Here is a 17,453-nt window from a genome sequence, read left to right on the forward strand (position 1 = left end):
CTCTGTCCCCAAAACGGCGTCAGGCAATCATTTCCCGACTGGACGTTTCCCACCTTGACTACCGTCAAACGAAAAAGCCCCGCACGATGGCGGGGCAGGTGGGGTCGAAAATGCACGGCAGGAAGGATTAGGTTAGCCAGGCAAGGCTATTCAAAACGCGGAAACAGTATTTCATTCTCAAGATGAATATGCGCCACCAGGTCTTCGACCAGCTTGGCCGTACCGGAATAAAGCGCCCGCCATGAACCGCAGACACCATCGGGCAACGCGAAACTGTTGGTCAGCTTTTGCAGTTTATGGATGGCTTCGGCATGCTCGTCATGTTCTTCGCGCATGCAATGGATCGGCATGATCAGGGGAATTGTGCTGGCACTGTTGCGTTGCATTTCGCGCATCGCCGGGAACAGAACCATTTCCTCTTTCGCCATATGGGAATCAAGCTTTTCCGTCATTTCAAACAGCGCGTCGGCCAATCCCGCCGGGGCGTCCGGATGATCTCCGTGAACCGCCTCGACCTTGCGGGCAAGCAGAATGAGTTCGGCCAGTTCATCACGGTGGGTCTGATGATACCGATCCAGAATAAAATCGATGAAGGCATTGATATCATTTGGATCCGGCAAGGTCAGTGGCCCCTTGGGCAAATCACACAATTCACGGGCAATCAGACCGGCATCCAGTCCTTTCGCACTGGCGACCTCGTCCAACGACTTGTTGCTTGAACAGCAAAATCCGATTTTATGACGTCGCAAAACCAGGGTTGCTCCCGGAAAACTTGCGACCAGATCGCCGATCTTGCGATGGATCAGATTTGCTGAATTGACAGCTTCCTGATCATGTGTGAAATCGGATTGCATGCTGGCGGACCTCCATCCCCGAATATTGATCCAACCAAGTTTAGGCACCTTCCCAAAAGTCACGTTGACGATGGTCAAGTAGCCCTGCCCGGAATTTTACAATTCCCCTCGCCCGATACTGTCTTGGAAAAGCAGAACCTTTCCACCTTATCAAGAACCGTAAGAATTCAAATCTTTCAGTGATTTGACGGACATCAACACCTTAAAACCCAAACATGACAATACTTCCGGCACCAATTCGGTCCGGAGTCCGCCGTGTCAATCAAACGCCCGTCATTTACACCCTTTCTGCTGATAAACCCCATCGTTCGGAATGTTCCGGCATTCGCGCTGGAACGCCTGTGCCAGCACGCCATGGCAACCATGTATCGCAGACACAAACCCGTTTTTGAACGGGTCACCGAACGCGAAACATTTGCCCTGCTCGTATGCCCGACGGATCTTGATCTCGACCTTTTCCTTGCCCTTGATCCCGAGGCCCCCGTCCTGCGCCCGGCCCATGAGGGGGATGACAATATCATCGCGGCACGGATCATCGGCCCCCTTCCGGCCCTTCTGGAACTGCTCGAAGGAAAATCCGACGGGGACGCGCTGTTTTTCTCGCGCGCATTACGAATAGAGGGCCGGACCGACCTTGTCGTTGCCCTTCGCAATGCCCTAGACGGCGAAGAAATAGACCTGCGTTCAGCCGTCATTGAAAGTTTCGGTGCATTGGGCCCGGCGGCACGTCTGGCACTGCGCGCCGCCGAAGCGGCATATCGTCAGATGCAATCGGACATGGACCGCGTGGCCGATACCCTGATTTCCCCGATTGAAAAATGTGTGGGCGGACTTGACCGGCGTCTTGGCGAACATGCGGAAAGCATTTCAGGGCTTCAGAAATCCATCAAACGACGCACGCCGCGCACCGCTCAAACCGTGTCGGCGGGTAATGATTTCGCCCTGCCCGATCCTTCATAACCGACAAACACATACAGGGATTTCATGGAACTAGTTTGCCCGGCAGGAACCCCCGCCAGTTTGCGCGCCGCCGTCGAGGCCGGTGCGGATGTTGTATATTGCGGTTTCCGCGATGCGACCAATGCCCGCAACTTTCCGGGGTTGAATTTTTCCCGACCCGAACTGGCCGAGGCCGTTACATTCGCACATAAACATGGCGTGCATGTCTATCTGGCCTGCAACACCTATCCACAGGCCGGTTCCGAAGATATCTGGCACAAGGCCGTCGATGATGCGGTTGCAATTGGTGTTGATGCAGTCATTCTGGCTGATATCGGATTGCTGCGCTATGCGCGCGATAAACATCCCGATGCACGCCTGCATCTGTCGGTACAGGCATCGGCCTCGAACGAGGAAGCCATTCGTTTTTACCACCGCGAATTTGGCGTGCGTCGTGTGGTTCTGCCGCGTGTCCTGTCGCTTGAAGAAATCCGGATGTTGAACCGGCGCATTTCGGTGGAAACCGAAGTTTTCGCCTTTGGCGGCATGTGTGTCATGGCCGAAGGACGCTGTTCGCTATCTTCCTATGCCACGGGGGAAAGCCCCAATATGAATGGCGTTTGTTCACCAGCAGCCCACGTCCATTACGAGGAACGCGGCGACAGTACCGTTTCCCGCCTTGGCAATTTTACAATCAATGTTTACGGCAACGATGAAAAGGTCGGATATCCCACGCTGTGCAAGGGCCGGTTCCGCGCCATGGACAAGGCCGGTTACCTGTTTGAAGAACCCACCAGTCTTGACGTTACCGCAATCCTGCCCGAACTCGCCGATGCCGGTGTAACGGCCCTTAAGATCGAAGGGCGACAGCGCGGCAAGGCCTATATCTCGCAGGTGGTCGGCGCGTTCCGCGCATCCCTTGACCGTATTGCAAACGGGCAGACCGGCGCACGCGGCAATCTGGCCGCCCTAAGCGAAGGTCAGGCAGATACAACAGGTGCCTATCGGAGAAGCTGGCAATGACGAAATCAAGACTGGTTATGGGGCCCATTCTTTTTCACTGGGATGAAAACCGCAAACGGGATTTCTATGCCCACATTGCCGATGAAATCGATGTTGATACAGTCCATGTTGGTGAAGTCGTCTGTGCCAAACGCATGCCGTTCTTTGACAAACATCTGCCCGACATCATCGAACGGCTTCAGAATGCCGGAAAGGAAGTCGTCTTCTCGACACTGGCACTCGTAATGAATGAACGCGAGATCGCCCAGCTTCGTGAAATTGCCGAAATGCCGGACCTTCTGATCGAAGCCAACGACATATCTTCCATCGGCCTGCTTTCCGGCCGCCCGCATGTCGTCGGGCCGTACATCAATACATATAACGAAAGCACCCTGGACTATCTGATTTCCAAAGGTGCACACCGCGCATCGCTTCCCTGGGAATTGCCGATGTCATCGATTGAAGCCCTTTGCAACGCTCGGAAAACGGCCGAGATCGAAGTCCAGATATTCGGTCGTGTCCCGCTTGCCATATCAGCCCGGTGTTACTCTGCACGCGCACATGGCTTGCACAAGGATGGCTGCCGATATGTCTGCGGCGAGGCCCTTGATGGCATGGATGTCGAAACGCTGGATCATACACCGTTTCTTGCCGTCAATGGTCTGCAAACCCTGTCCAGTCACTATCTGGAATTATCGACCGCCGTTGATGATCTGAAAGATGCTGGTGTTACAGCCTTCCGAATTTCACCGCACACTCTTGATATGGTGCGTGTTGCCAATCTCTACCGTCGTCTGATTGACGGTGAAACCTCGTCTGACGAGGTCAGGCAATCGTTGCTAGAAATGCAAAACGATCTGGCTTTCGCCGATGGCTTCCTGCACAGCCTTCCGGGTGCGGATCTCCGGGAAACGCTTGGTTCCCGGGCAGAATAGCCTTCCCCACCGCGCAAATATCCATATCCCGAATACAGATATGAAAAGGGCTACAGCCTGATGAACTGTGGCCCTTCGATACATTGTGCAGGGGAGTGGACAGCTCAATGTATTGACGATGGCTGGAGTATACCTGATTTGCCTTGCTACTCCTTGACGGTCGCCAATCAGGGCTGCCTCATCGGTTTCCTGCTTTCTGGTTACACATCAATTTGTATTTCCTGGGCCTTACCCGAAGGCATAAGAAGGATTTTCCGAACCGGCAGATGACGCGCTGTATGCCGAATTTCCCCGTATCCAATCAAGAACGTCAGCGTCGGGACTTCGCCGTAAACTGCGTCTTCATCGCTCGAACTGATCTGCTGAGACAATTACATCAGCTTTGTACACGGTGGATCTGGATTATCGGATCGAATGCATTATCCCTACGTCTGGGGAGCATTGCCGCGCGACTTCAGTTCAACAAATCCAAATCGCTTCAAAAGCGATGCCATCGTATCCATGTCGCCTCCGAGAAACATCGAACTCCCGTTCTCAAAGAGAACTCGCAGCAACCGCACTTGCCGTTATTCCAATGCTCATCGTCTACGTTTTGGCCCAACGCCAAATCGTTGAAAGCTTCGCCATGTCTGGCGTGAAAGGTTAATGAAATGAAAGAACTTCACTCTGATATCGTTATCATAGGAGGTGGACTTGGTGGTGTGTCAGCAGCACTTTCAGCACTCAAAATGGGCCGCAGCGTCATCCTGACCCAAGAATTCAAATGGCTTGGTGGTCAGCTAACCACCCAAGCCGTCCCACCTGATGAAAACCCCTGGATCGAGACCGACGGTTCGACTGCAAGCTATAAGCAACTGCGCCATGAGATTCGTGAATATTATCGTCGGAACTACCCGTTGACCGACGAAGCACGTGCGTCTGAAAACCTTAATCCGGGAAGCGGCAATGTCTCGCCGGTCTGTGCAGAACCTCGTGCCGGTGTTGCGGCCATTGATGCCCTGCTTGCCCCTTGGTTTGCAACGGATCGACTGACGGTTCTTCTGAACGCCAAACCGATCGCAGTTGAGAGCAAAGATGACAGCTTTACATCCGTCACGATCATGTCGGGTGAATATGGCGAAATGCTTTTAACCGGTGATTATTTCGTCGATGCCACCGAACTGGGTGATTTGCTTGAGCTCGGGGATGTGGAACACGTCACCGGTGCCGAAAGCCGGGCGGGAACCGAAGAACCATCCGCGCTTGAAGGCGATGCGGATCCGAATGATCAGCAGGCTGTTAGCTGGTGCTTCGCCATGAGCTATCACCCGGACGAAGACCACATCATCGAACGGCCGCGCAATTACAAACTCGACTTCTGGCCGGATAAGCAGCTGTCATTTGTTGGGCCAAACCCTGTCACTTTGGAACCCGATAGCCGGCCGCTGTTCGTTGGTGACAGTGATGCTGAGTTCGCCCCGGACAACTGGCACTATCGCCGGATTTTCTACTGCCGCAATCACACAGGCGATCAATACAGCTCAGACATATGTCTGGTGAACTGGCCACAGATTGACTATTGCGACGGGCCGATTGTTGGCGTTTTTCCGGAAGAAGCAAAGAAGCATCTCGAAGGCGCGCGTCAACTTTCTTTGTCCATGCTTTACTGGATGCAGACTGAAGCCCCCGTCATGATGGCGGCTATGGTTACCGAGGCCAGAAGCCAGCAGGCAATGCAATGGGCACACTCGATGGTTTAACCATTGCGCCCTATATCCGCGAAAGCCGCCGCATCAAGGCCCTGTTCACTGTAACCGAAAACCATGTTGGTATTGATGCTCGCTAAGCTCCGGTTGGTGCTGAACAGTTCCATGATTCGGTCGGGGTTGGCAGCTATCGCTTAGACCTGCATCCTTCCACCGCCCCACGCAACTATGTCGATATCGCAAACTGGCCGTTCCAGATTCCTCTGGGAAGCCTGATCCCCCAACGGGTCAAAAACCTGCTTCCAGCCTGCAAAAACATTGGTACGACCTATATTACCAACGGTTGCTATCGCCTCCATCCGGTTGAATGGAACATTGCGGAAAGCGTCGGTGCCCTTACGGCCTATTGCCTTGAGAATGACCTTAGCCCGCGCGGTACGTGAAACAGCCGACAAGCTGGAAGACTTCCAGAAACTCCTGACCTCGCGCTTTGACATCCCGCTTTCATGGCCAAAACATATCCGTGAAACACCAAGGCTCGAACTGTTCGGGCGCGTGGAGTAAGCCATGGCGAAACTTGAACTAAAAGACGTCAGAAAATCTTATGGCCCGGTTGAGGTCATCAAAGGCGTTGACCTAACCATCTAAGATGGGGAGTTCTGCGTCTTTGTCGGACCCTCGGGATGCGGAAAATCGACCTTGCTGCGCATGATTGCAGGCCTTGAAGGCATTACCGACGGAAAGTTCGAGATTGATGGCGAACGCATGAACGATATAGCACCGGCCAAACGGGGCATTGCGATGGTCTTTCAATCCTATGCGCTTTATCCCCACCTGACAGTACGCGAAAACATTGCGTTTGGCCTGAAAGTGCGCAAAACGCCAAAGGCGGAAATCGACAGCCTCGTAAATGAGGCTGTCATGATGCTACAGCTCGACAAGCTTACCGAACGATTTCCTCGTGAGCTTTCTGGCGGTCAGCGACAACGTGTGGCCATTGGCCGAGCGATTGTTGGTCAACCAGAAACGTTCCTTCTCGACGAGCCTCTATCAAACCTTGATGCCGAGCTTCGCGTGCATATGCGCACCCAGATATCGGAACTTCACACTCGGCTGAGACGCACCATGATTTATGTCACCCATGATCAGGTCGAAGCCATGACCTTGGCAGACAAAATCGTCCTGTTACGGGGCGGCCAAATTGAACAGATAGGCTCTCCACGTGATATGTATGAAAGACCGCAAAATCTCTTTGCCGCGCAGTTCATCGGTGCACCAAAGATGAACATCTTCGAGCTTGAGGGAGATTTTGTTTCTTTGCGTGATCGGCTGCAACTTCCCGCCGACGCTCAATACTGCGGCATTCGCCCGGATAGCTTTGATATTATTCCGGAAGGCAACGGTATTCTGTTAGTCACTGTGCAATTGGTAGAATATCTTGGCAATGCCTGTCTTATACACGCCAAAATCGAAGGCCACGACCGGATCATCATTGAACAGCCCGTTGATACGCAACTTAAGACCGGCTCCACCATTTCATTAAGCGTCAATTCGGCGCAAATAAATGTCTTTGCGAAGGACGGCAGCAGAATTTCTTAGGCCCTCGCCACGAAACTTCGTGCAACCTGATTGAATGAACAAGGGCAGTCACAAATGGCTCAATGGCTGCCATTATTTTATTTCTGCTCTAAGGTTCACAAATACAGACCGGTAGGCGACATCAATCGAGCCCCCCTCTTAGTACAACTCTATAACCCCCGAATTATGACAAATCTGGTGATTGCTGCATCAGTCTGATTTTATGCAGGATGATGAGGGGGCAATGGAGCAGTAACTACGCTTCGTAAATACTGCTCCTGTGACATGCCATAAAAGATGACATTCGACATTTAGCAAAATCAAACACTTAGCATTTACCTTTGTCATATAAGCTGACACGAATTGACCAGAGCGCTGACAATCTTTCCCAAGAGGCTGCCGTTGTCGCCTTGATGGTCCGTCCCTCACGTCGCGGTACGGAAGACTGCCTTGAGAATAATTATCTCGACCATAATTGAACAGCCTATTGATACGTAGTTCAGGTATGGATCCAGCATTTCGTTAAGCGTCACTTCCTCGCAAATACACATCTTTGCAAAGTGTCGAACTCACAGAATGAAAAGTACCACCCAAAATCAATGAGAAAAGGCCGGAACAGCACTTCTGCTATTCCGGCCTTCATCATTCAGGAGCCGACGGGAGGTCTCGGCTCCCTCACTGAACCACCGGCAATTCCTTGCGGTCGCCCTTAAGCGTCCAGTCCATCGGATCAAGCGTCCTGCCTTCGGCTGTGATAACGCCGCTCTGATGGAACGACACCGTGCCATATTGCGTATCTTCGATACGATATGTGCCATCCGTATCGACATGAACCCTGAGCTCATGATCGGCTGCAAATTTCGCCAAATCACGGCTATGGCCCAGCCGGACAACCCAGATGCTATCGCGTCCGGAAAGACGCAATTCATGCCCGGCAGAGCCGCCTGTTTGCACAAGCTCCAGCGGACCGGAAGCTGATACAATCAACGCCCCTTCGCCCGAACGTGCCCACGCCCGATATCCATCGACATGCCATTCATCAAACGCCAATGTCGGGAACCATGCATGGGTAAAGTCAGGTTGCGGCGCCACACCTTCAAACCGGACAATCGCAAGATCGCGATATTGCTGAACGCGCGGAACACTTGCCGATCCGCCCCAGAATGACGGGCGCCCGAAACCGGACTGGACGATCTCACCAGGGTGGTTGATGAATATCTGTGCGCCCGGTTCGCGACCGATCCGCGCCTGAAGAAGCGTTTCCTGATATCCCCAGTCCCGCCAGCGATAAAGTGCGGCACTTCCCATCGCGGTTTCACTGGTTTTGTAATGATACAATCGGCAAAACGCATTTTCGCCCTGCCAGAAAGTCCATTCCTGCGCGGTATCGCGTTTCTCCCAGCAGGCAATGTCGGCAAGATCAGGCAATTCAAGCCCATGATCACGCAACGCCAAAGCCATCTGGGCCAAGCAATTCACATGTGCGCCAAACTGGCCTTTGCCCCACAACAATCTGGCAAGACCGTTCAGTTCCAATGTGTCGGCAACGCAAAGTGAATGTTCGTAGCTACGGCCCTGCGCCCCGGTAATAACGCCATGATGCGCCGAATTGGCAATCATGGTGATCAGTCGGATAATGGCCCCAGATGCCCGTTTCCGAATGACTTCGTCGGGTGCAAGCGCAAACAGGGCCGCCAAACCTTTAAGATCAATCGGGAAATAGGTGCCAGAATTGAATTCCGCCATTTCGGCTGCTTCGAAATGATCGAACCACGCCATCAGGCGCTCATAACCGGCCTGTTTCTGTGCGATGCCATTACGATCTGCGCGTCGGAAATGTGACTGCGGCAACAGGTTTCCGGCCAGATAGGCAGAAGTATGGAACAACAATGCATGGTTTTCCGAGAAATACCATTGAACATCGTTGCCCGGCTCATCCATCCAGTAACGGAATTCCAGAATGGCGGCATCAATACGCGCGACCAAAGATACCGGGAGCCGATCCGCAAACACAATGCGTGTCCACAACAGCGGAACCAGCGCAAAATCAGCACAGTCAAAACACTGCTCGATCCCTGGCAAAGCCGTGTTGATGATTGCCTCGGCACGCGCCAACGCCACCTCATCCCCGATGGCCGCACAGGCAAGTGCGGTTTCGGTATCGGTTTCACCGTTCTTTGCAATCCATGCAAGGCTTTCGGCAATGCGCGCCTCAAGACTTTCCGGTGCCGGTCCGGTTACAGAACGCCAGCTAACCTCCGCACCAAGCCGCGCTTCGGTTGCAAAATCACCGCACTCGAACGTAAATCCGAAATACCGGTAATCTGCCGGAAAATCGTTCGACGATGCCAGACGCACACGATCTGCCCCCGCGGGAATTTCAAACGTCACATCATCATGATCATGCGACATGAAATGACCGGCAACCCTGACCCGGCCACTAACCTTGTCCGGAAACGGCACAGGCATGACAAGCCAGATATCATCACTGTCATAGAATTTGCGATCAAGATGCATGGCATCAACGGACGCCTCGACCGCATATACGCTCTCAGGTTCAGCCGGAAAACAATTCCCCGCCTCTGCCTTTGGTCCATCAATCCAGGTAAGGGCAATACGGATAACCGCATCGCGCTCGCACAGATCTTCGAACTGGACGGCAACCTCGTTGTGGCCCTGTTTCAGATTGGCCTCAAACTCGACCTCGTCCATGGCGTTACGGGTCGCGGGCGAAAGCCACGCAACCGCCCGCCCGTTCACATACACGCGCGCGGCACCACAAATGCCCAATCGCAACCGTGCAGGTCCGGCATCCATGGCATTGATCGCCGTTCTCGCCCATCCCTGAATATGGGTTGCCCGGAACCAGAACCCCGAAAGATCAAGAAACGGTGATCCACCTGGCAAAATATTTCTTGCGTTACGCCAGTCAGGGAACGGCAGTTCGGAAATCTCTTTGCCCCGGCGTTCGGCAATATAGGCTGTCCGGCAGGGATAGGTATGCGGGATGAAGTTCTTCTCCTTTGTCAGGAAAAAGGTTGAATCCATCTCGCCTTCCATCGGCATATCCGCCACATCATATGCCCGTTCCTCAAGCGACGTGACCTGCCAATAAGGAATGGGTGCTCCGGATTTAAGCAGCATGACTTAACGCAGCTCCTTAATGGCAACCGGCGAAACATCGGTATATTCCTGATTTTCCCCGGTCATGCCCCACACGAAACCATACGGCCCAGTGCCCGCACCCATATGAATGGACCATGCCGGCGACAGGACGACGTCGCCATTTGCCACAACCAGATGGCGGGTATTATCCGGACGCCCCATAAAGTGCATAACCCGGTCTTCATCCGAAAGATCGAAATAGCAATACGCCTCCATGCGCCGCTCATGCAGATGCGGCGGCATGGTGTTCCAGACAGAACCTTTCGTCGGATCGGTAATCCCCATCAACAACAGACAGGATGGCGCGACCTCTGGATGAATATACATCGCCAGGGAACGGCGGTTGCTTTTCTCAACATCCCCCATCTCAAGGATTTTCGATTCCGCACGCGTGATTAGACGCGTCGGTACGGAATGCCCCGCCGGAACCGAATTCATGTAAAACCGTGCCGGGCTTTTGGCGTCATCACTACCCAGCGAAACGGTCTCAGCGCCCCGTCCAATATAAAGGACATCACGGTTTGCAAGCTCATAACGCGTTCCGTCCACCTCGATCCAGCCCGCACCGCCAAGGTTTGCAACACCCATTTCACGTGCATCAAAGAACAGGTTCGTCCCGACATCTTTGCCATCGCCAAAGCCAAGCGCCTTTTCTGCCGGCACGGCGCCACCGACAATCATCCGATCGAAATGAGTATACGCAAAGCTGATCTGGCCCGGCGTAAATAGCCCTTCGACCATAAAATTCTCGCGCAACTGCGACGTGTTCATTCCATCGATCTGATCGGGACCGGCACCATAGCGTTGTTCCATAGCCACGGGATATCTCCTAAGGATTTTCCTGCACGTTCCGCCACCGTTTTTGCCGGTGACACACTTTATAAATTCGCAGAAGCAGGAAGATCGCTTCCCCTTCCGCACAAGAAAAAACATCACACCAAGAAATTTTTCGTGCAATATGTAAATAAATTCCACAAACTGGTGAAAATCAGGAAAGGGCAAAACATGGCACTTAGCGGACGCACGAAGATAAGCGACATCGCCTCGCGTCTTGGGGTTTCCACGGCAACGGTATCACGCGCCCTAAGCGGCAATGGTTATGTCCGGGAACATCTCGCCTCCAGAATCCGGGCTGCGGCCATTGAAATGAACTACGCCGTTTCAAGCACCACTGCCGGGCAAAAGGTCCTGATTGTTTCCTCGCAAGAGGCCATGATCGACTTCAAACGCAGCCAGTTCACCATGTATGTTCTTGAAGGGGTTCGCGAACGCGCCGAAAGCCGCGACATCCGGATAGAATCTTACATCTATCAGCCCAATCAGCCCTTCGAAGACCTCTATAAAGCAGCACAGACACCCGATTTGATTGGGCTGCTGCTTGTTTCTGTCGATGATGCAACACTTGATTTTGTGCGCACCTCTGACATGCCTGCCGTCCTGGTCAATGGTGACGATCCGGAAATGCAGCTAAGCTCGGTCACGCCGTGCAACCGGTCTGCGGCCTCCTTGGCGACCAAACATCTGATCAATCAGGGACACCGCCATATCCTGTTTCTCAATCGCCCCGGCAGGCGCACAATTAAGCGCCGCCTCGAAGGATGGCGTGACGCGATGGACGGACATTACAATCCCGACTATGTGATTGATATCGACGACTGGACAGCCGAAGCCGCAAGCCAGCGCATCACCGAGGTCATCGAAAGCAACCTTTCTTTCAGCGCCATTGTCGCTGCCGGTGACATCCTTGCAGTGGGTGCTGTTTCCGCCCTGCAAGCCAAGGGCTACAACGTCCCCAAAGATGTTTCTGTGGTCGGCATTGATGGTCTGCCCCAGGGCCAATACATGTCGCCAGCACTGACATCGGTCAAAATTCCGATGCAGACAGTCGGCGCGCTGTCGCTGGATCTGCTGATTGAAACCTGCCGACTGACCAATGCCGATATTGAAATGCCCGCACGCCGGATCGAATTGGCGTGCGAGCTGATTAGCCGTGAAAGCGTCTGTCCGCCACCGAAAAAGCTACGCTGATGGATGGAGAACCTTCATCACAGGTCCCGCACCGGCCCTATCGTGCAAGCCAGCCGCCATCGACATTCAGGATTGCACCCGAAACATAATCAGATGCGGGCGCTGCAAGATAAACCGCCGTTTCCGCAATATCATCTGGCCGTCCCCAACGACCCGCCGGAATACGTTCCAGAATGGCCGCAGACCGATCAGGATCATCACGCAACGCCTGTGTATTGCTTGTCGCGATATAGCCCGGCGCAATCGCATTCACATTGATACCGCGTGCAGTCCATTCATTTGCCAGAATACGGGTCAAACCGGCCACACCATGCTTGGACGTGGTGTAGGACGGGACCCGAATGCCCCCCTGAAACGATAAAAGCGACGCGATATTCACAATCTTGCCTTGCCCGCCGCGCGCAAAGACCTCCTTGGCGAATGCCTGCGAGGTAAAGAACACCGCCTTGGCATTCACATCCATGACAGCGTCCCAGTCTTCCTCGGTAAAATCGATACAATCAGCGCGGCGGATAATCCCCGCATTATTGACCAGAATGTCGACATTGCGCCCTTCAAACAGGGACGCCCCCGCCATCGGATCAGCAAAATCAACGATGACCTCACCTGCGACACCGCCCGCATCACCGATCATTGCAACCGTTTCGCCACAGCTTCGCCGTCCTGCACAGACAACTTCCGCACCTGCGCGTGCCATGGCGACGGCAATAGCCTGCCCTATTCCGGCATTGGCACCGGTTACCAAAGCTTTTCGACCGCTCAGCGAGAACGCATTCATGATATAACTCCGCTTGGATAGGATTAGGTATGGGTGAACGTCACATCAGTCCGAGGAAACGTGGCAATGCCAGCGTGATCCACGGGACATATGTGGTCAGAAGCAAGGCCACCGATGTCGCAAAGAAGAACGGCAGGATCGGCCTTACCACCTGATCAATGCGCAGATTGGCAACCGCACACCCGACAAAAAGGACACTGCCGACAGGTGGTGTCATCGACCCGACCCCAAGGTTAAAGATCATGATGATCCCCAAATGCACCGGATGAATGCCGATCTCGGTCGCAATCGGCAAAAAGATCGGGGTGAAAATCAATACTGCCGGCGTCAGATCCATGAAAAACCCGATGATCAGCAGGCAGACATTCATCACCAGCAAAATCACAATGGGATTGTCAAAGGTCAGAATGGCCTCGGCAATGACATCGGGAATACCGGCAATCGTCATGACATAGGACATGATGCCCGATGCCGCGATCAGAAACAGGATCGAACAACTGGTAACCGCCGAGGATTTCAAAGCTTCCAGATATTCCTGCAAGCTCGCCATCCGGTACATCAACGACAAAACAAATGAATACAGAACGGCAACCGCCGCCCCTTCGGTCGCGGTAAACGCCCCGATCGCAATGCCGCCGATAACCAGAATAATCATCAATAAAGGCGGCAAAGCCTGCCATATCACATGCAGCACTTCCGACCAGCCGACACTACCTTCGGTGCGATAGCCGCGGCGCACGGCAAAAAAGGTAATGACCATCATGACCGATAGCCCCATCAGGATGCCCGGAAGATACCCTCCAAGGAACAGGGCCGAAATCGACGTCCCACCCGATACCAGCGAAAACAGGATTAACGGTCCGCTCGGCGGGATCAGAATGCCAGTTGGCGCCGATGCAATATTCACCGCCGCTGAAAATGCGGGATCATACCCCTCTTTGCGCTGCAACGGCCCCATAACGCCACCAACAGCAGCGGCGGCGGCAATTGATGACCCGGAAATCGATCCAAACAGCATATTGGCCAGCACATTGGTATGCGCCAAGGCACCGGGCATACGCCCGCCCAGCAATTTCGCCAGATTGATCAGGCGGATTGCGATGCCGCCCTTGTTCATGATGTTCCCCGCCAGCACAAAAAACGGGATGGCCAAAAGTGTAAAACTGTCGATGCCCGAAAACATCTTTTGGGCGCTGACAAAACTGATAACCTGTGAAGGCAGATAGGCAAAGCCCGTCACAACCGAAGAAACACCAATCGCAATCGAAATCGGCGTTCCCAGGGCCAGAAGGCCGAAAAACAGTGCAAAAAGCACTACTGCCGCACCGGCAGGATCAAGCATGAAATCAATAATCACATCCATTTCAGGCTGTCTCCTGCACTTCTTCAACCGGTGCCAACTGCCCCAGACCAATCAGGATAATATTAAGAGCCTGTAACAGAATGATCAGGCCTGCCGACACCGGAACCGCAAGGTAAACCATCCCCATCGGGATCTGCATGATCGGCGAAAGCTGCGCCATTGCCGACATGCTCGCCCCCCAGCCACCGATCAGCATCGTAAAGCTGGCAAATGCGATGGAAATAATCCCGTTCAGCATTGCCAGCCCTTTGCGCCACCACATCGGACCCAGAAAAACCAGCAGATCAAGCGACAGATGTTTACGGCTGCCAAAACAGTAGGCCGACCCCAGAAGCGCCATCCAGATCATCGTGAATCGAAGCGTTTCTTCCGTGAACAAGGCAGGCGTTGCCAGCACATAGCGGGTAAAAACCTGCCACAGCATCAGGACCACCATGCCGCACAAAGTGATTGAAATAATCACCAGCAGCAGGCGCTCTATGCCATGCTTGAGAGATTGCAACACTTCGCGTTTCCTCCGTCGAAGTCGCCCGGCCAAATTCAGGCATTATTTTTATGTCGATTGTCCCCAAACCATGCGATGTGCAAACAATATCTGCAATCTGAAAATTATTTTCACAAACAATTCACAGCCGGCCTCACACATTAAAACCGGCTGATGAAACCGGTTCCACGAAACCAAGCTGTGCTCCATCACATTCAAAATATTATGGAACCTGCCCGACGCTGTAGCCTCAAAGATATCGGCGTGCAATTACCTCAAAGCCAGATCCTGGCGGCCCTTGCAGGCGGCTTCAATATGCTCGCTTCGATACTCGAGAATGAAAATTTATTACATATGGAAATTTTATTTTCACAATGACAGTTTTATCCACATGTCATCGATGAAATGCGGTGACATTTTCGTCACCGCCATTCGGGCGGAAAGAAATCCAAGGGAGGAAAACAATGAAATATCAGAAACTTGCCTTGACCTTAACAGCAATAGCCGCCCTTACGGTCGGCCAGGCAGAGGCGAAAACACGTTTGACTCTGGCCAATTCGCTGTCGGCGGACCACCCGACCAGCACCGCCCTGCAACAATTTGCTGATGAAGTCAAAGAACGTACAGACGGCGAAGTTACCATTCAGCTGTTCTTAAATGCGGTTCTGGGGTCCGAGCGCGAAGTCCTCGAACAGCTTCAGAACGGTGCGGTTGACATGACCCGTGTGAGCGCAGGCAACCTCGAAAACTTTGATCCGGTATTCAAGGCATTCACCCTGCCTTATATCTTCAAGGGCGAAGACCATTTCTATCGCGTCATGACCGGACCAGTCGCGGACGAGGTCTATAATGCAACAGAAGGCAGCGGCTTCGTCGGCCTGACCTTCTTCGACAGCGGCGCACGTTCGTTCTATACCACCGATAAACCGATCAATACGCCAGAAGATCTTGCAGGCCAGAAAATCCGGGTTCTGAACTCCAACAGCTCGATCCGCATGGTCGAAATGATGGGGGGCTCCCCGACCCCGATGCCCTATGCCGAAATCTATACGGCCCTGCAAATGGGCGTGATTGATGGTGCGGAAAACAACGTCACGGCTTTGACCATCGGCCGTCACGGCGAAGTCGCCAAATTCTATTCGCAGGACGAACATCTTCGCATTCCGGATTTCCTCGTGATCTCCAACGCAGCCACTGAAAAACTCACCGACGAACAGAACACCATTCTCAAGGAAGCTGCCCTGCATGCGACTGAATCCTTCAGAGCACTTTGGGACCAAGCCGTCAAGGATTCGACCACCGAAGCAGAAAAGATGGGCGTGACTTTTGTCTCCCCGGATCAGGCACCTTTCCGCGAAAAAGTCATGCCGCTGCTTGACGAGTATCGTAACGATCCGGATTTCGGCGGTCTCCTGACCCAGATCCTCGAAACCGAATAATTTTCCGCTCCGCGCCGACCAAATTCCTCAAAAAAACAGCGAGACACAATAATGGGAACCGATACCGTCAGCCTTCGCGACGAATTGAAAGAGAAAATCTCTCAGATAGTGACAGGCTTACGTAACCTGCGAGACGAAGGACAGTTCAACGAGCCGAACCTTGATGGAACAGCCGGTGATTATGTCAGTTTCGATAGTTGGGAATGGCCACAGGGTGTCGGTCTTTACGGAATTGCGCAACTCTGGCTCCAGACCGGAGACGCGGAAGCGCGGAGCATTCTGGAAAACTGGTACGAAAAACAACTGTCCCTGGGTCTACCGTCCCAGAATGTGAACACGACAGCCCCCATGCTGGCGCTTTCCATTCTGTGGCAGCAGACCCGGGATTCTCGATGGGAACCTGTTCTTGACGATTGGGCAAACCGCCTGATCGCAGAAGCCCCGCGCACCACGTCTGGTGGTTTCCAGCATGACGTTTCTGACAAGATCAATAACGGCGAACTGTGGGACGATACCCTGTTCATGCTCGCCCTGTTTCTGGCATCCTACGGTCAGGCTTCCGGCCGAAAAGACCTGATCGAAGAAGCCAAATTCCAGTTTCTGGTCCACACCCACTATCTTTGCGAACCTGAAACCGGCCTGTGGTTTCATGGCTGGACCTTTGATGGTCATCACAATTTCGCCCGTGCGCGCTGGGCGCGCGGCAATTCATGGATTTCGGCGGGAATACTCGATCTGATTGAACTTGCCGATCTTGATGCGGCCACACGCCGCTATCTGCTGTGGGTGGTCAAGGCACAGCTATCAAGCCTGATTGACTATCAGACCAAAAACGGCACATGGCACACACTGGTCGATGACCCGACCTCTTACGAGGAAATCTCGGCAACCTCTGCAATCGGCTATGCCCTGCTCAAAGGATATCGCCTGGGCCTTGGCCCCGAAAGCTGGAAAACGGCCGGTCAAAAGGCCCTGCATGCCGTGCTTGGCAACATCGACAGTAATGGCGTCGTGCAACAGGTTTCCTACGGCACCCGCATGGGACATGACCTTGAGTTCTACAAGAACATCCCCCTGCACCCGACTGGCTATGGCCAATCCATGGCGCTTCTGTGCCTCGTCGAAGCCCTCAATCACATGGCCGAATAGGAATTGCGCTTCAACTGAAGCTTCGAAAGCCCCTGTCTGCATTGCGACAGGGGC

At 53.4% G+C, this 17,453-nt stretch carries 16 protein-coding genes and 1 pseudogene; 11 read left to right on the top strand and 6 right to left on the bottom strand.

The window, feature by feature from the left end; translation table 11 throughout:
* Positions 1 to 146: 146 nt before the first annotated feature.
* Positions 147 to 854, bottom strand: coding sequence for a DUF542 domain-containing protein (locus tag AUP42_RS00545; RefSeq protein ID WP_082824624.1), 708 nt, complete (start codon positions 852 to 854; stop codon positions 147 to 149).
* Positions 855 to 1,109: 255 nt separating this feature from the next.
* Between AUP42_RS00545 and ubiT the strand changes: the two genes are divergently transcribed.
* The 8 genes and pseudogenes from ubiT to AUP42_RS22010 all read left to right on the top strand — a co-directional run bounded on the left by ubiT (position 1,110) and on the right by AUP42_RS22010 (position 7,014).
* Entirely contained in the window at positions 1,110 to 1,814 is a 705-nt protein-coding gene (gene ubiT, locus AUP42_RS00550) for a ubiquinone anaerobic biosynthesis accessory factor UbiT (RefSeq protein WP_062947892.1), read from the top strand.
* Positions 1,815 to 1,838: 24 nt separating this feature from the next.
* Entirely contained in the window at positions 1,839 to 2,816 is a 978-nt protein-coding gene (ubiU, locus tag AUP42_RS00555; protein WP_062947894.1) for a ubiquinone anaerobic biosynthesis protein UbiU, read from the top strand.
* Positions 2,813 to 3,730, top strand: coding sequence for a ubiquinone anaerobic biosynthesis protein UbiV (gene ubiV / locus AUP42_RS00560; protein WP_062947895.1), 918 nt, complete (start codon positions 2,813 to 2,815; stop codon positions 3,728 to 3,730). The genes ubiU and ubiV overlap by 4 nt, the downstream gene beginning before the upstream one ends.
* Positions 3,731 to 4,380: 650 nt before the next feature.
* Positions 4,381 to 5,469 (top strand): FAD-dependent oxidoreductase, encoded by a 1,089-nt coding sequence (locus AUP42_RS00565; RefSeq protein ID WP_197468224.1) that lies wholly within the window; start codon positions 4,381 to 4,383, stop codon positions 5,467 to 5,469.
* A gap of 146 nt (positions 5,470 to 5,615) precedes the next feature.
* Complete coding sequence (locus tag AUP42_RS22025) at positions 5,616 to 5,858, top strand: FAD-dependent oxidoreductase (RefSeq protein ID WP_419865690.1); 243 nt, start codon at positions 5,616 to 5,618, stop codon at positions 5,856 to 5,858.
* The gene (locus tag AUP42_RS21485) at positions 5,833 to 5,979 is read left to right on the top strand and encodes a hypothetical protein (protein ID WP_197468225.1); all 147 of its coding nucleotides are present in this window, start codon (positions 5,833 to 5,835) and stop codon (positions 5,977 to 5,979) included. The genes AUP42_RS22025 and AUP42_RS21485 overlap by 26 nt, the downstream gene beginning before the upstream one ends.
* A 99-nt stretch (positions 5,980 to 6,078) precedes the next feature.
* Positions 6,079 to 6,453 (top strand): annotated as a pseudogene (locus AUP42_RS22005) (ABC transporter ATP-binding protein); the annotation flags it as partial.
* Between the two features lie 243 nt (positions 6,454 to 6,696).
* Positions 6,697 to 7,014 carry a TOBE domain-containing protein gene (locus AUP42_RS22010; RefSeq protein WP_331710649.1) on the top strand — a complete coding sequence of 106 codons (318 nt, stop codon included), beginning with the start codon at positions 6,697 to 6,699 and terminating at the stop codon, positions 7,012 to 7,014.
* A gap of 654 nt (positions 7,015 to 7,668) precedes the next feature.
* Here the strand turns inward: AUP42_RS22010 and AUP42_RS00575 are convergent.
* On the bottom strand, positions 7,669 to 10,137 hold the full coding sequence (locus tag AUP42_RS00575) for a hypothetical protein (RefSeq protein WP_062947897.1): 2,469 nt from the start codon (positions 10,135 to 10,137) through the stop codon (positions 7,669 to 7,671).
* A 3-nt stretch (positions 10,138 to 10,140) separates the two neighbouring features.
* The gene (gene kduI, locus AUP42_RS00580) at positions 10,141 to 10,971 is read right to left on the bottom strand and encodes a 5-dehydro-4-deoxy-D-glucuronate isomerase (protein ID WP_062947899.1); all 831 of its coding nucleotides are present in this window, start codon (positions 10,969 to 10,971) and stop codon (positions 10,141 to 10,143) included.
* 192 nt (positions 10,972 to 11,163) lie between these two features.
* Between kduI and AUP42_RS00585 the strand changes: the two genes are divergently transcribed.
* The gene (locus AUP42_RS00585) at positions 11,164 to 12,186 is read left to right on the top strand and encodes a LacI family DNA-binding transcriptional regulator (RefSeq protein WP_062947901.1); all 1,023 of its coding nucleotides are present in this window, start codon (positions 11,164 to 11,166) and stop codon (positions 12,184 to 12,186) included.
* A gap of 37 nt (positions 12,187 to 12,223) precedes the next feature.
* Here AUP42_RS00585 and kduD read toward each other — a convergent pair whose 3' ends face one another.
* Genes kduD through AUP42_RS00600 form a run of 3 tightly spaced genes read right to left on the bottom strand, consistent with a single transcriptional unit; the run spans position 12,224 to position 14,832 of the window.
* Positions 12,224 to 12,964, bottom strand: coding sequence for a 2-dehydro-3-deoxy-D-gluconate 5-dehydrogenase KduD (gene kduD / locus AUP42_RS00590; protein WP_062947903.1), 741 nt, complete (start codon positions 12,962 to 12,964; stop codon positions 12,224 to 12,226).
* 40 nt (positions 12,965 to 13,004) lie between these two features.
* A complete protein-coding gene (locus tag AUP42_RS00595) occupies positions 13,005 to 14,327 on the bottom strand; it encodes a TRAP transporter large permease (protein ID WP_231858110.1) in 1,323 nt (440 codons plus the stop codon).
* 1 nt (position 14,328) lies between these two features.
* Positions 14,329 to 14,832 carry a TRAP transporter small permease gene (locus tag AUP42_RS00600; protein ID WP_062947905.1) on the bottom strand — a complete coding sequence of 168 codons (504 nt, stop codon included), beginning with the start codon at positions 14,830 to 14,832 and terminating at the stop codon, positions 14,329 to 14,331.
* Positions 14,833 to 15,275: 443 nt separating this feature from the next.
* On the opposite strand from AUP42_RS00600, the gene AUP42_RS00605 reads away from it, so the two are divergent.
* Positions 15,276 to 16,250 (top strand): TRAP transporter substrate-binding protein, encoded by a 975-nt coding sequence (locus tag AUP42_RS00605; protein ID WP_062947907.1) that lies wholly within the window; start codon positions 15,276 to 15,278, stop codon positions 16,248 to 16,250.
* Positions 16,251 to 16,301: 51 nt separating this feature from the next.
* On the top strand, positions 16,302 to 17,399 hold the full coding sequence (locus AUP42_RS00610; protein WP_062947908.1) for a glycoside hydrolase family 88/105 protein: 1,098 nt from the start codon (positions 16,302 to 16,304) through the stop codon (positions 17,397 to 17,399).
* Positions 17,400 to 17,453 lie beyond the last annotated feature (54 nt).

The organism is Thalassospira lucentensis, assembly GCF_001613805.1.
GTDB classification, from domain to species: domain Bacteria; phylum Pseudomonadota; class Alphaproteobacteria; order Rhodospirillales; family Thalassospiraceae; genus Thalassospira; species Thalassospira lucentensis_A.

Excerpts from the sequence above, each read along its gene's own strand:
- AUP42_RS00565 (WP_197468224.1), top strand. The coding sequence starts at position 4,381 with ATGAAAGAACTTCACTCTGATATCGTTATCATAGGAGGTGGACTTGGT.
- ubiU (WP_062947894.1), top strand. The coding sequence starts at position 1,839 with ATGGAACTAGTTTGCCCGGCAGGAACCCCCGCCAGTTTGCGCGCCGCC.
- AUP42_RS22010 (WP_331710649.1), top strand. The coding sequence starts at position 6,697 with ATGAACATCTTCGAGCTTGAGGGAGATTTTGTTTCTTTGCGTGATCGG.
- kduD (WP_062947903.1), bottom strand. The coding sequence starts at position 12,964 with ATGAATGCGTTCTCGCTGAGCGGTCGAAAAGCTTTGGTAACCGGTGCC.
- AUP42_RS00595 (WP_231858110.1), bottom strand. The coding sequence starts at position 14,327 with ATGGATGTGATTATTGATTTCATGCTTGATCCTGCCGGTGCGGCAGTA.
- kduI (WP_062947899.1), bottom strand. The coding sequence starts at position 10,971 with ATGGAACAACGCTATGGTGCCGGTCCCGATCAGATCGATGGAATGAAC.
- AUP42_RS21485 (WP_197468225.1), top strand. The coding sequence starts at position 5,833 with ATGACCTTAGCCCGCGCGGTACGTGAAACAGCCGACAAGCTGGAAGAC.
- AUP42_RS00585 (WP_062947901.1), top strand. The coding sequence starts at position 11,164 with ATGGCACTTAGCGGACGCACGAAGATAAGCGACATCGCCTCGCGTCTT.
- AUP42_RS00610 (WP_062947908.1), top strand. The coding sequence starts at position 16,302 with ATGGGAACCGATACCGTCAGCCTTCGCGACGAATTGAAAGAGAAAATC.
- AUP42_RS00545 (WP_082824624.1), bottom strand. The coding sequence starts at position 854 with ATGCAATCCGATTTCACACATGATCAGGAAGCTGTCAATTCAGCAAAT.
- ubiV (WP_062947895.1), top strand. The coding sequence starts at position 2,813 with ATGACGAAATCAAGACTGGTTATGGGGCCCATTCTTTTTCACTGGGAT.
- AUP42_RS00575 (WP_062947897.1), bottom strand. The coding sequence starts at position 10,137 with ATGCTGCTTAAATCCGGAGCACCCATTCCTTATTGGCAGGTCACGTCG.
- AUP42_RS00605 (WP_062947907.1), top strand. The coding sequence starts at position 15,276 with ATGAAATATCAGAAACTTGCCTTGACCTTAACAGCAATAGCCGCCCTT.